Source organism: Stenotrophomonas sp. YJH_SMC_82, assembly GCF_059368875.1.
Window position 1 is genome coordinate 85,952 of sequence record NZ_JCAFSE010000002.1, and the last position, 13,198, is coordinate 99,149.

9 protein-coding genes are annotated in these 13,198 nt (G+C 66.6%); 2 read left to right on the forward strand and 7 right to left on the reverse strand.

The genetic code is table 11. The features are described 5' to 3' along the window. Positions 1–13: 13 nt before the first annotated feature. Together AC5P53_RS07870 and AC5P53_RS07875 are read left to right on the forward strand one after the other, a co-directional pair. On the forward strand, positions 14–3,088 hold the full coding sequence (locus AC5P53_RS07870; RefSeq protein WP_014646962.1) for a TonB-dependent receptor: 3,075 nt from the start codon (positions 14–16) through the stop codon (positions 3,086–3,088). Between the two features lie 203 nt (positions 3,089–3,291). Continuing rightward, complete coding sequence (locus tag AC5P53_RS07875) at positions 3,292–3,486, forward strand: heavy-metal-associated domain-containing protein (RefSeq protein WP_008267227.1); 195 nt, start codon at positions 3,292–3,294, stop codon at positions 3,484–3,486. A 78-nt stretch (positions 3,487–3,564) separates the two neighbouring features. On the opposite strand, the gene cueR is transcribed toward AC5P53_RS07875, so the two are convergent. From cueR to AC5P53_RS07910, 7 genes are all read right to left on the reverse strand, one after another. Continuing rightward, positions 3,565–4,020, reverse strand: coding sequence for a Cu(I)-responsive transcriptional regulator (cueR, locus tag AC5P53_RS07880; RefSeq protein ID WP_049440847.1), 456 nt, complete (start codon positions 4,018–4,020; stop codon positions 3,565–3,567). Positions 4,021–4,031: 11 nt separating this feature from the next. Further along, entirely contained in the window at positions 4,032–6,533 is a 2,502-nt protein-coding gene (locus AC5P53_RS07885; protein WP_241886765.1) for a heavy metal translocating P-type ATPase, read from the reverse strand. A 150-nt stretch (positions 6,534–6,683) separates the two neighbouring features. Then, positions 6,684–9,641 carry a TonB-dependent receptor plug domain-containing protein gene (locus AC5P53_RS07890; RefSeq protein WP_032957985.1) on the reverse strand — a complete coding sequence of 986 codons (2,958 nt, stop codon included), beginning with the start codon at positions 9,639–9,641 and terminating at the stop codon, positions 6,684–6,686. Between the two features lie 352 nt (positions 9,642–9,993). Beyond that, positions 9,994–10,725 carry a copper homeostasis protein CutC gene (locus tag AC5P53_RS07895; RefSeq protein WP_164167546.1) on the reverse strand — a complete coding sequence of 244 codons (732 nt, stop codon included), beginning with the start codon at positions 10,723–10,725 and terminating at the stop codon, positions 9,994–9,996. Next, positions 10,722–11,720, reverse strand: a complete 999-nt coding sequence (locus AC5P53_RS07900) for a glycosylasparaginase (RefSeq protein ID WP_227864045.1) — start codon at positions 11,718–11,720, stop codon at positions 10,722–10,724. The genes AC5P53_RS07895 and AC5P53_RS07900 overlap by 4 nt, the downstream gene beginning before the upstream one ends. 51 nt (positions 11,721–11,771) lie before the next feature. Then, entirely contained in the window at positions 11,772–12,794 is a 1,023-nt protein-coding gene (locus AC5P53_RS07905; RefSeq protein ID WP_169412490.1) for a glucokinase, read from the reverse strand. Between the two features lie 84 nt (positions 12,795–12,878). Next, positions 12,879–13,163 (reverse strand): hypothetical protein, encoded by a 285-nt coding sequence (locus AC5P53_RS07910; protein ID WP_046430369.1) that lies wholly within the window; start codon positions 13,161–13,163, stop codon positions 12,879–12,881. Positions 13,164–13,198: the final 35 nt, after the last annotated feature.

Genomic DNA, 13,198 nt, shown 5'->3' on the forward strand with positions numbered 1-13,198 from the left:
GAGAGAGGGAGAGATGGGAATGAAGCATTCAACACGTACGCACGGCCAGGACGCATTGTCGCTGGCCATCGCGCTGGCCCTGGCTGCCGCCGTCATTCCGGCAGGCGCCGCCGCGCAGCAGGCCACGACCACCGGCTCGCAGGACGCCACGACTCTGGACAGCGTCCAGGTCACCGGCTACCGCTATGCCATTGAAAAGAGCCTTGAGCAGAAGCGCGATGCCAACGCCGTGGTCGAAGTGATCACCGCCGAAGACGTCGGCAAGTTCCCCGACAAGAACGTGGCCGACGCACTGCAGCGCGTGCCCGGCGTGGTCATCACCCGCAGCGGTGGCGAAGGCAAGAGCGTCAGCGTGCGCGGCCTTGCACCGGACCTGACCCTGACCCAGTTGAACGGCAACTTCGTCGCCTCCTCGGAAACCAACAACGAAGCCACCCGTTCCTTCAACTACACCCTGCTGCCGTCGAACATGCTGTCCAGCGCCGAGCTGTTCAAGTCGCCGGAAGCACGCATCGACGAAGGCGGCATCGGCGGCACGGTCATCCTGCATACCCGCCGTCCGCTCGACATGGAATCCAACTCCGGCTACGTGAACCTGGAGGGCACCACCTCAGACACCAGCCACGACGTCGATCCGCAGGTGTCGGCGCTGTATTCCTGGCACAGCAAGGACGAGCGCTTCGGCGTGCTGGTAGGCGTGACCCAGCAGAAACGCACTACCCGCACCATGGAGGCCAGCACCGAGGACTACCAGTGGTACGGCAACGGCACCACCGCCCGCGATGCCAACGGCAACCTGCTGGAGCAGGATGGCATCCACTACTGGTGGGGCGAGTCCGGTTTCAACAACCAGACCGGCAAGAACTACAGTGAGTTCTTCATGCCGACCTCGGTGAACTTCGCGGTGAAGGAAGAGAAGCGCGAACGCAAGGGCGGGCAGCTGACCTTCCAGTTCAAGCCGGTCGACAACGTCACGATGACGGCCAACTACTTCCGCTTCGAGCTGCAGGGTGACTACACCCAGAACATGCTGAAGGTGCCGGAGTGGAACCTGGCCCGCTACAACCAGGACGGCAACTGGGCCGGCGGCCGCCTGCTCAATGGCCTGGACTTCGATCCGAGCGGCAGCATCGTCACCGGCGCGCAGTACCAGAAGCTGGCCGGTAAGACCTACTACTGCAGCGAGGATGAAGCGGCTGCCGCCGGCCTCAAGCCCGGTGGCTGGGGCCCGGACGACTGCACCATCCCCACCCCGCAGCTCACCGGCGGCTACAGCAAGGAAAAGGCACTGTCGCAGACCGCGGACCTGACCATTGACTGGGACATCAGCCCCCTCTGGAAAGCCTCGTTCACCGGCGGCCGCACCTGGTCCGAAGGTGGTCCGTCGATGAACTTCCGCATGTCGGCCAAGCCGCGCCGCAAGGTGGGCAACCAGTGGCAGTCCGGCAACCAGTACACCGCGTGGGACCTCACCGGCACGCCGTCGGTGCAGTTCTCTCCCGACCTGCAGCAGCAGCTGATGGCCGGCGTCGCCGAAGTCGATACCGGTTCCACCGACTCGTCGTGGATGCAGACCGAAGTCAAGCAGAACTACTTCCAGGCAGACGTCACCAAGCTGTTCGAGGCCGGCTGGCTGGACTCGATCCAGTTCGGTGCCAAGTACCGCGACGGCAAGGTCCACCGCAACACCGGCAACACCTACTGGGTGTGCCCGGGCCTGGACCCGTCCGACTATGACAACAACCGTTACCAGGCCGGTTGCGATCCGACCGCTGGCAACGCGCAGCCGGGCTTCTTCCTGTCCAACCCGATCAGCAACATCACCGGCGCCTTCAACGCCAATGTGTTCCCGGGCATCAACTACCCGGCCTACATCGATTACCTGAACAAGACCTACGGCGGCTCGCACAACCGCACCGAAGAAGACTTCGTCTACGACGTCAACGAGAAGATCTACTCCGGCTACTTCCAGGCCAACTTCCGCACCGAGCGCGTGCGCGGCAACGTCGGCGTGCGCGTGGTGCGCACCAAGCAGTTCGCCCAGTCCAGCGACTCGGTCGAGCGCTTCAACGACTACTTCGTCGACAACGCCAGCGGCGCGCCGATGAGCTGCGATGATCCGGCCGCCGATCCGAACCTGCGCTGCCAGGGTGGCTTCGTCCGCCTGCCCGACGCCCAGGTGCGCGACAAGGTGTACGCCCTGTCGTCGCTGGAGAAGACCTATACCGACGTGCTGCCGAGCTTCAACATTGCCTGGGACATCACCGACAACCTGGTGCTGCGCGGTGCGGCGTCGAAGGTGGTCGCGCGCCCGAGCTACACCAGCATCGCCTATCCCGGTGGCCTGCGTTACATCAGCGAGGAGTACGCCAACGATCGCCGTGTCACCGGCGGCACCGACACGCCCGGCTGGTACGGCTCGGGCAGCAACAAGGCGCTGGAGCCGTTCAAGGCGGTCCAGTTCGACCTGGGCCTGGAGTGGTACTTCCAGCCGGGCGCGGTCGCAGGTGTTTCGCTGTTCCGCAAGAACGTGGACAACTTCACCGTGCCGGTGGTGCGCGACCAGCAGATGAACGTCGGCGGGCAGTCGGTCACCGTGCAGAAGTACGAGACCCAGGCCAACGGCCGCGATGGCGTTTCGCAGGGCGTGGAGCTGTATGGCCAGTACACCTTCGACTTCGGTCTGGGCGTGCAGGCCAACTACACCTACAACGACACCAACCTGGCCTCGATCGTGCTGGACGGCGAGGAAATCGGCTCATCGCCGCTGGTCGGCAGCGCCAAGAACCAGGCCAACGTCACCGTGTTCTACGAGAACGACAAGTTCCTGGCGCGTGCCTCGTACAACCGTCGCGGTGAAGTGGTCGGCGGGCTGAACAATGGCATGACCACCTACACCAAGCCGTACAGCCAGCTTGACCTGAACGTGGCCTACAACCTGACCCCGGACTGGACGGTGACGGCTGCCGTGCTGAACGCCACCAAGTCCGAGCTGCGCAGCTACATCGGCAACGACAGCCAGGCCCGCCTGCTGTCCAACCTGTACGCCGGTCGCCAGTTGTACTTCGGCGTGAACTGGAAGTTCTAAGCCCGCACCGGGTTGGCCGGGCACGTCCCGGCGCAACCCATGCCCTGCCCTGGCGGGGACGTTCCTCCACGGCAGCCGCGCTGGTACAGGTGGCTGCCGTTTTTTTTGTCCGCGCCTTGTTCGTCGTTCAGCCCGACGCTTGACCCTGCCATCGTTGGAAGGTGCACACTGGTCCCATCCCAAGAGCAGCGAAGGAGCTACAGATGGAATTCCATGTCGACGGCATGACCTGCGGCGGCTGCGCGCGCAGCGTGACCCGTGCGATCCAGCAGATCGACCCCAACGCCAGCGTGGTGGCCGATCCGCCGACCGGGCTGGTCAAGGTGCAGACCACCGCGTCGCAGGAACAGGTGTTCGCCGCGGTGAACGATGCCGGCTTCCCGCCTCGCACTGCCTGATTCCCTGAACTGCATCCAGAACCAAGCCCGCCCCGTGCACTGTCACAGGGCGGGCTTTTCAGTGCACGCGATATCGATTCAATGCTTCTGTGCGCGTCGCCGCACCGCGCCGGTCTTGGCGGCGACAACCGGCACCGGGGCATCATGGTCTTCGCCCAACCGCTCCAGGATCGGGCATTCCGGGCGCTCGTCACCCGCGCAGCAGCTGATCAGCGACTTCAACGTGTCGGCCATCTGCCGCATGTGCTCGATGCGTTGCTCCAGGTCGGCAATGTGCTGTTCGGCCAGGTGCTTGACGTCGGCGCTGTGCCGCGAGGTGTCGTTCCACAGGCCCAGCAGATCGGTGATCTCGGCAACCTGGAAGCCGAGATCGCGCGCGCGGCGGATGAAGCGCAGGCGGTGGATGTCCGCCTGCGAGTACGCCCGGTAGCCCGACTCGGTGCGATCAGCCGCAGGAATGAGGCCGATCTGTTCGTAGTAGCGGATCATTTTCGCCGACACGCTGGAGGCCTTGGCGGCTTCACCGATATTCATGCGGTTCTCCCTCAATGGATCGCGGCGGGGGCGTCCGCCATCGGCGGCTGGAAGCGGCGCAGGCGCAGCGCGTTGCCCAGCACGAACACGCTGGACAGTGCCATCGCACCGGCCGCGAACACCGGCGAGAGCAGCACGCCCCAGGTCGGATACAGCACGCCGGCCGCCACCGGAATCAATGCGGTGTTGTAAGCGAAGGCCCAGAACAGGTTCTGGCGGATGTTGCCCAGCGTCGCCTTCGATAGTGCAATGGCATTCGGCACGCCCTGCAGGTTGCCCGACATCAGCACGACATCGGCCGACTCGACCGCGATATCGGTGCCGGTGCCGATGGCCAGGCCGACATCGGCCTCGGCCAGCGCCGGCGCATCGTTGATGCCGTCGCCGACGAAGGCGACATGGCCATGTGTGGCCTTCAAGCGGCGCACCGCCTCGACCTTGCCTTCCGGCAGCACCTCGGCCACCACGTCGTCGATGCCGAGCTGGCGCGCGATCGCCTGCGCGGTACCAGCGTTGTCACCGGTGATCATCGCCACCTTAAGGCCGAGCTGATGCAGTGCCGCGATTGCGGCCGGCGTGCTCGGCTTGATCGGATCGGATACCGCGATGATTGCGGCCAGGCGGCCGTCGATGGCGGCATACAGCGGCGACTTGCCCTGGGTGCCCAGCTCTGCCGCCAGCGTCGCAAACAAAGTGATGTCCACGCCCAGGTCGCGCATGAAGCGATCGGCACCGACCTCCACGCGTGCACCCTCGACACTGGCCCGCACGCCCATGCCGGTGACCGATTCGAAGTCGACCATGCCCGGCAACGCGATGCCCTGGCCGGTCGCGGCATCAACAATCGCGCGGGCGATGGGATGCTCCGAGCGCCACTCCGTTGCGGCAACTGCCGCCAGCACCGTGTTGTGATCGAAGCCGGCAGCAATCTCCAGATCGGTCAGGCGCGGGCGCCCTTCGGTCAGCGTGCCGGTCTTGTCCACCGCCACCACCTGTGCATCCTTCAACAACTGGAGCGCTTCACCCTTGCGGAACAGCACACCCATCTCGGCGCCACGGCCGGTCCCGACCATGATCGAGGTCGGCGTCGCCAACCCCATCGCGCACGGGCAGGCAATGATCAGCACCGCCACCGCATTGACCAGCGCGAAGCTCAGCGCTGGCGAGGGCCCGAAGATCAGCCAGACTGCGAAGGTCGCCAGCGCGGCCAGCATCACCGCCGGCACGAACCACAGGGTGACCTTGTCGACCACCGCCTGGATCGGCAGCTTCGAGCCCTGCGCCTGTTCGACCATGCGGATGATCTGCGCCAGCATGGTCTGCGCGCCCACCGCCGTGGCACGTACCGTCAGTGCGCCCTTCTGGTTGACCGTACCGCCCACCACGCTGCTGCCCGGCTGCTTCTCGACCGGGATCGGCTCGCCGCTGATCATCGACTCGTCGATGTAGCTGCGGCCCTCGACCACCTCGCCGTCGACCGGCACGCGCTCGCCCGGGCGCACTTCCACCACGTCGCCGCTCAGCACTTCATTGACCGGGACATCCACCGTCCGGCCGTCACGGACCACGTGGGCAACCTTCGCCTGCAGATTGACCAGTCGCTTGATCGCCTCGGAGGTGCGGCCCTTGGCCCGGGCCTCAAGGAAGCGGCCGAGCAGGATCAGCGCAACGATCACCGCCGCTGCTTCGTAGTAGACGTTCACCGTGCCCGCCGGCAACAGCGTCGGCAGGAACGTGGCCACCACCGAGTAGCCAAACGCTGCGGCAGTGCCCACCGCCACCAGCGAATTCATGTCCGGCGCCAGCCGCAGCAGCGCGGGGATGCCCTTCTGGTAGAAGCGGCGGCCCGGGATGGCGAGCACCAGCGCGGTCAGCACGAACTGCAGGTACCAGCTGGCCTGCATGCCGATGGTGGACATCACCCATTCGTGCATGCCGGGGATCAGGTGCGACCCCATCTCCAGCACGAACACCGGCAGCGCCAGCGCGGACGCCACGATCAGGTCGCGCTTCAGTTCGGCGCGCTCGGCATCCTTCTTTTCCGCGGCCTCGTCATCGGACTGCACGCCGGCTTCAATCACGCGTGCGTCATAGCCGGCCTTGTCGATCGCGGCGACCAGCGCTGCAACTTCCGCCACGCCACGCACCGTGGCGCGCTCCGTGGCCAGGTTCACGCTGGCCTGGCTGACGCCGGGCACGGCCAACAGCGCACGTTCGACTCGGCCCACGCAGGACGCACAGGTCATGCCCTCGACCGACAGCTCGGTGGTGGCAGCGGGCACGTCGTAGCCCACCCGCTCCACCGCCTGGATCAACGCGGCCCGATCGACCGGACCGGACGGGCGGATATCCGCGCGCTCGGTGGCCAGATTGACCGAAACACTGCCCACGCCTTCGACCCTGGACAGCGCCGCCTCGACCCGGCCGACACAGCTGGCACAGGTCATGCCCTCGATGGGCAGGCTGATGGTGGCAGGGCTTGCGGGGGCTGCAGTGGCGCGGGGCGTGCTCATGATCGGATTCCCGGGGCTCCTTCTGGATGCGGACAGGCTAAACCTTGCCATCGTGGGAAGGTCAAATCCAGCCTGTCCGCATTTCCTGAATGGGCACCCGGGTGTCCATATCCACGCATGGCGTGGACCTACCGGCGGAGGCAGGTCACCTCAGAAGGTGAACACATACTCCAACGCGAACTCGCGGCCGACCGCGCCCAGCAGGCGGGTCGGAGCGAAGTCGTAATCCAGCTTGTACGGGTCCTTGTGGTTCCAGCTGGCGGCGTTGAAGGCGTTGTTGACGTACACGTTTACCTTCGCGTGTTCGGTCAGCTGGTAGCCCACGTTGAAGTTCCAGGTGATGAACGGCCCCACTCGACCGTAGTAGCGCGCCGTCTGCTGCCCGGCGTTGGGGTTCGGGTTCACCGAACCATCCGGCAGCCGTGCCGGCTCCAGGCAGTTCAGCGACGGGCTGTCACTGGGCACGTAGCCATCGGCGAACGGCAGGCAGCCACCAGGGTTGTCCAGGCGGTCGGTACCCCAGTGGTAGCGCACGCCCGGCACCGAACCGATGCGGTCGGCATAGACATTGGCGTTCCAGTTGCCGCGCTGCCAGGCCAGGCTCGCGCGCAGCTTGCTGCGCAGGTCACGATCGCGGCGTTCCGGATTCGGGTCGGCGGCGTAGCGTTGCTCCTTGGTCGAGATCTGGTTGGTGTAGTTCACGCCCAGCTGGAAGCTGCCCCACCGCGCGGTTTCCAGGCGATAGCGCGCGGTCAGGTCGATGCCGCGCACCTCGCGGCTGGCCAGGTTGAACGGGCCGCGCTCGATCGATACCAGGCGACCGTTGCTGTCACGGTTCACGCGGGCCAGGATGCCGGCGCAGTACTCGCCACCGGCCGGGTTGGCCCATGGCGTACCGTCCATGTTCTTGCCGGTCAGGCAGCCGGCCTCGCTGGCCAGCACCTCATCGGCGCCGACGTCGACGATCATGTCTTCCAGCTTGATCGCCCAGTAGTCGGCACTGACCGACAGGTTCGGCAGCACGTCCCAGACGAAGCCGACCGTCCACGAATCACCGGTCTCCGAGCGCAGCAGCGGCGTCCCACGCCGGTTCACGTCGAACGTGTACCAGACGTCGGTGTTGCCCACGCCACAGTTGTTGACCAGGTACGCGCCGCTCTGGATGCAGCGCAGGCGGTCATAGGTCTGCACTTCCGAACTGCTCGGCTGGCCCAGCAGGTAATGCATGTCCGGCGCATGGAAGCTGGTGGCGTACGAGCCACGCACCAGCAGCGATTCGACCGGGCGCCATTCCAGGCCGACGTTCCAGGTGGTTTCCTTCTGGCTGCCGATGTCCAGCGCTTCGCTGCTGTCATCGGCCTTGTAGTTGCCATAGCGGTCGTAGCGCGCGGCCGCAGTAGCGGTCACGCTGTCCAGCAGCGGGATCTTGAACTCGACGCCGGCCGAGTAGCGGGTACGCTCGCCGCCGCCGCGATCGACATTCTGCAGGTCGAAGTCGATGCCAGCGCGCGGGTCCGGACTGAGGTGATAGCCCTGCTGCGCGACTTCAGCCACCGCCGCAAACGAAATCGGGCCGGCCCAGCCCTGGAACAGCTCGCCGGTGATATCCGCCGACGCCTGGTTGACCCATGACGCCGCGCGGTTCTTCGCCACGGTCCCCATCTGCCAGTACTGGTCCGGCGTCAGCGGGTTCCACCAGCGCGATTCGTTCAACGCATAGATCGCCTCGCCATCGGCGGTGGTGCCCAGGCGCGGGCCAAGGAAGTAGTCATACGACTTCTGCTTGTCGACCACGTTCTGCCGTTCTTCCACGCGGTAATAGGAACGCCCCACCGTGGCACTCCAGTCAAAACGGTCGGCCAGGCGCCCGCGCAGGCCCGCGCTCCAGTCCCAGGACAGTTCGCGGTTGGTGTTGCGCAGCGTATCCAGGCCCCCGACTTCGTTCGGGGTGAACTGGCGCACCCCCAGGATCGGCCGGTTGCGGTTGGCATCCCAGTAATAGCCGTTGTCATCGTCGATCAGCGACACGCCGGGCGGATTGGTGCCCCAGATCGCTTCGGAGCGATACACCGCCAGGTTGGTCCAGGCCTGCAGGTCATTGCTGAAATCGAAGGTGGCGTACAGGTTTCCGGACACGTTCTCGGCGCCGCCGGTAAGCAGCCAGTTGGCGTAGTCGGCGCTCATGCCGCACAGGCGGCCGGTGTTGGTGATGCGGTTGGCGGCGTAGTTGTAGACCAATCGATCGGCGGTGTAATACTCGCCGTCGAATTTTTCGCAGGTGCCGGTGGGCGGCGCCAGGCGCTGGCCCGTGGTCGGATCGATCAGCGCCAGACCGGCGGTGGGACGGAAGCCGACCTTGCGTTGTTCCATGTTCCAGGACGGGTACGGCGCATCGTCGGCATCGTCCATCTGCGGGCGATCACGCCCGAACAGCGGGTCGCGCTTGGTGTACTGCAGCGCGTAGGTCACGCTCCAGTTGTCGCCGGTCTTGCCACCGGCCCAGGACAGATCCCAGGTATCACGTCCGCCTTCGCTGGAAGTGCCGCCGCGCACGCGTACTTCGTCGCCGTCGTAGTTGGTTTTGAGGATGACGTTGACCACGCCGGCGATCGCATCCGAACCGTAGATGGCCGAGGCGCCACCGGTCAGCACTTCAATGCGCTCCACCGCCGCGGCCGGAATGTTGCCGTAGTTGGAGAAGTTGGTTTCGCCACCGTAGGGCAGCGGGTAATCCGCTACACGACGGCCATTGACCAGCAGCAGCGAGCGGTTCGGGCCCATCCCGCGCAGGTTCAGGCCGCTGGCATTGGGCGTATGCGAGCCCCATTGCGATGCGGCTTCAACGGTGCCTGTGGCCTCGGTGAGGGTCTTCAGCGCGTCGTACACGCTGACAAAGCCTTCCTTCTGGATCTGCGCGGCGGTGATCACGTTGACCGGCGCCGGGCCCTCGACGCTGGCGCGCTTGATGCGCGAGCCGGTGACGGTGACCGCGTCCAGATCCTTGGTGGACGAACTGGCAGCTTCCTGCGCGCTGGCCGCCAGCGGCAACAGGGCCAGGATCAGGGCCTGGGACAGCAGGTGGCGACGCTTGTGGACGATCTGAGCCATGGGTGGTTGCTCTTCGAAGATGTGGACGCACGGGCGGACGGTGGCGCGGCACTACGACGGATCCAGGCGCTTGGATCGGTTCACGACCGATATGGCACCTCCCCTGTGGATCGATCCAAACTAAAGCACAGCTGAACCACGCCCGGCATGCGGCAACGCAGCAACAGCCGGCGAGATGCCGCTATCGGCTGCCGGTGTCCAGAACAATCAAAGAGTTGCGACGCATTGCTGACAGAACGGCGCACGAAGTAGTGACATGATCACGACAATCGCGCGCGGAACGGTTTTGTCCGTCGCGGGACAGCCCCGGGGTCAGAGCCCTTCTGCGAAGGGATCCGACCTTGGGCAGCGATCAGCCGTCCAGCGCCTGCCGCAGCGCGGCCACGGTAGCGGTGGCGGTCTGGCTCCAGTCCGGGTCCAGACCGCGCAGGGCCGGGTTCTGGAACTGCATCGCCGAGCGGCGCAGGCCTTTTGCGGAGGCGTGCAGTTCGGTACAGCCGGTCTGCCGCGCGACGGTTGCGATGTTGCCCGGGGCCAATCCGGCGCCAGCCATCACCGTGATGCGCCCCGCCGCCTGGGTGACCAGGCCCGCCAGCACATCGGCACCGGCCTCGGCGCTGGCCTGCCCGCCCGAGGTCAGCACGCGCTGGCAGCCCAGCCCGATCACCTGCTCCAGCGCCGCCGGCAGATCGCGGGCGGCGTCGAAGGCGCGATGGAAGGTCACCTGCAACGGCCCGGCGGCCTGCACCAGTTCCCGGCACAGCGCCAGGTCGATGCCGCCCTGCACGTCCAGCGCGCCGATCACCACGCCATCGCAACCCAGCGCGCGGCACTGCGCGATGTCACGCAGCATCAGTTCGGTTTCCAGCGCGTCGTAGTGGAAGTCGCCCGGGCGTGGCCGCACCAGCACGAACAGCGGAATCGACAGGCGCTCGCGGGCCATCGCGATGCTGGCGAACGACGGCGTGGTGCCGCCCTCGGCCAGGTTGTCGAACAGTTCGATGCGGTCGGCGCCGCCAGCCTGCGCGGCCAGCGCCGAGGCCAGCGAGTTGCTGGCGATCTCCAGGGTCAGCCGCGTACTCACGCCTGGGTGCTCGTGTAGATCGACGGCGAGTCACGCAGGTCATCCTGGCGCTGCGCATCGCACACCGCATAGACGAAGCCACGATGCAGCGCATAGGCGCCGACCTCGCCCTGCTTGTTCATGGCCAGGAAGCACACCTGCAACGTTCTGCTCGCTTCCGGGCGCTTGCGCACCACGCGGTCGATGGCTTCACGGCAGGCCTGCGCCGGTGAACGCCCCTGGCGCATCAGCTCGACCACCAGGAACGAAGCCGCGTTGCGGATCATCTCTTCACCCACCCCCGAAGCAGTGGCCGCGCCGACGTCGTTGTCGACGTACAGGCCGGCGCCGATGATCGGACTGTCGCCAACGCGACCGTGCAGTTTCCACGCCATGCCGCTGGTGGTGCAGGCACCGGCCAGCTGGCCCTTGGCATCCAGTGCCAGCATGCCGATGGTGTCGTGGTTGTCGCTGTTGCCGGGAATGCCACGGCGCTCGGCATTGATCTGCGGCTGGTACTTCTCGGTCTTCAGCCACTCGCGCCAGGCCGCTTTGGCCTGCGGCGTCAGCAGATGCTTGCGCTCGAACCCCTGCTGCACCGCGAACTGCTGCGCGCCCTCGCCGACCAGCAGCACATGCGGGCTGTTCTCCATCACTTTGCGGGCCACCGACACCGGATGCAGGATGTCCACCAGCGCGGCCACTGCACCACAACGGCCATCGCCGTCCATGATGCTCGCATCCAGGCTCAGCACGCCGTCGCGATCCGGATTGCCGCAATGGCCAACGGTAGGGTTGCACAGCTCGCTCTCGGCCCAGCGTGCGCCCGCCTCCACCGCATCCAGCGCGCTGCCACCCTGCGCCAGCACCTTCCATGCGGCCTGGTTGGCCGGTACGCCGAAGTCCCAGGTGGAGACCACCCGGGCCCCACCCTGCGTGCGCGCCTGCACGCCCGGCAATGCCGCCATGCCTGCGGCCAGTGCACCGGCCTGCAGGAACTGCCTGCGATCCACCATTTTCCCCTCCCAGTCTGCAATGCACGGCCGGCCCGATGCCAACCCTGCCGATCAGTCGTGCGTGGGCTGCCGTGCGGCGTGCCAGACCGCTGCGCCGAGCACGCCCAGCTGGCCATGCTCCACGCGCCACACCGGCACCTGGCGCAGCACCTCGGTCAGCACGCCCTTGTTGAGGAAGCGCTCACGGAAGCGGCCATCGGCCAGGAAATCCTGCACATGCGCGGAAATGCCACCGGCCAGGTACACCGAGCGCGCGCCGACGGCGATCGCCGCGTCGCCGGCCAGGCTGCCCAGCCACGCACAGAAGACCTGCAACGTTTCCACCGCCAGTGCATCCTCACCGCCACGCGCGGCGCCGATCAGCGCCTCCGTACTGGTCCACACCGGGGTGACGCCGCGCAGTTCGCACAGGCACGGATACAGGTTCATCAGGCCGCTGCCGGACAGCACGCGCTCGTTGTCCACGTGCGGCCAACGCTGCAGCAGACGGCCCAGCACCTGCAGTTCCAGCGCGTTGCCGGCGCCCAGCGCGGCATGACCGATCTCGCTGGCCAGCACCGGACGCTCGCCATCAGCGAAACGCAGCGCGGCGCCCAGCCCGGTACCCGCGCCCAGTACCAGCGCCGGGAAGGCCTGCGCCGGATCGGCGTCGCCGTTCAGTGGCACCAGGGTTTCCGGCTGCAGGTAGGGGATGGCCAGCGCCACCGCTTCGAAATCATTGATCAGCTGCAGTTCGTGCAGCCCGGACTGCGCGCGGGTGGCCGACAGCGAGACCGTCCACGGCAGGTTCGAGTTGATCAGCACATCGCCATCCAGCAGGCCAGCGATGGCGACCACCGCGGTCTGCACCGGGTGGCCGAGGCCGGCGGTGAAATCGGCCAGGATTGCGGCCAGGCTGGAATGCTCGGCACAGGCATAGGTACGGTGGCTGCCCAGCAGCGGCGTCTGGCCGGGTCGGGTTTCCGCCAGCGCGAGCCGGGCAAAGGTGCCGCCGACATCGGCGACGACCAGACGGCGCGGAAGACCGCCGCGGGCGGAGTCGGAGGAAACCGTTGACGCTGCTGCGATGGTCACGCTGGCCTGCTTGGATCGATTGAATCGCCCCGATTCTCAGGCATCGGGGCGGCTTTGCCTAGCGCGCCGGTGGTTCAGGTGAACCTACATGCCTTCCTCTTCGGCCACCTGCACCCCATCCACCAGCACGCGCAGGCGCTGCGGGCGGAAGCCGGCGAACAACAGCGGCCGGGTGCGCTCGACCAGCACTTCGTGGCCGGCGATGTGGCGCAGCCACGACTGTACCAGCGAGAACGAGAAGTGGGTGCCCGGATGCAGCGGGTGCTGCACCCAGACCTTCTCGGTGGCGCTCTGCAGCAGCATCGCGCCGGTGAACCAGTGGCGGCTGAGGGTCACCGGCGTGGTGCCGGCCATGAAGCGGATATCCATGCGGGATCCTTTCGCTGGAGCGCTGGTGCGTGGGG

Coding starts and splice junctions, on each gene's coding strand:
- AC5P53_RS07885 (WP_241886765.1), bottom strand. CDS start 6,533: ATGAGCACGCCCCGCGCCACTGCAGCCCCCGCAAGCCCTGCCACCATC.
- cueR (WP_049440847.1), bottom strand. CDS start 4,020: ATGAATATCGGTGAAGCCGCCAAGGCCTCCAGCGTGTCGGCGAAAATG.
- AC5P53_RS07910 (WP_046430369.1), bottom strand. CDS start 13,163: ATGGATATCCGCTTCATGGCCGGCACCACGCCGGTGACCCTCAGCCGC.
- AC5P53_RS07890 (WP_032957985.1), bottom strand. CDS start 9,641: ATGGCTCAGATCGTCCACAAGCGTCGCCACCTGCTGTCCCAGGCCCTG.
- AC5P53_RS07875 (WP_008267227.1), top strand. CDS start 3,292: ATGGAATTCCATGTCGACGGCATGACCTGCGGCGGCTGCGCGCGCAGC.
- AC5P53_RS07900 (WP_227864045.1), bottom strand. CDS start 11,720: ATGGTGGATCGCAGGCAGTTCCTGCAGGCCGGTGCACTGGCCGCAGGC.
- AC5P53_RS07870 (WP_014646962.1), top strand. CDS start 14: ATGGGAATGAAGCATTCAACACGTACGCACGGCCAGGACGCATTGTCG.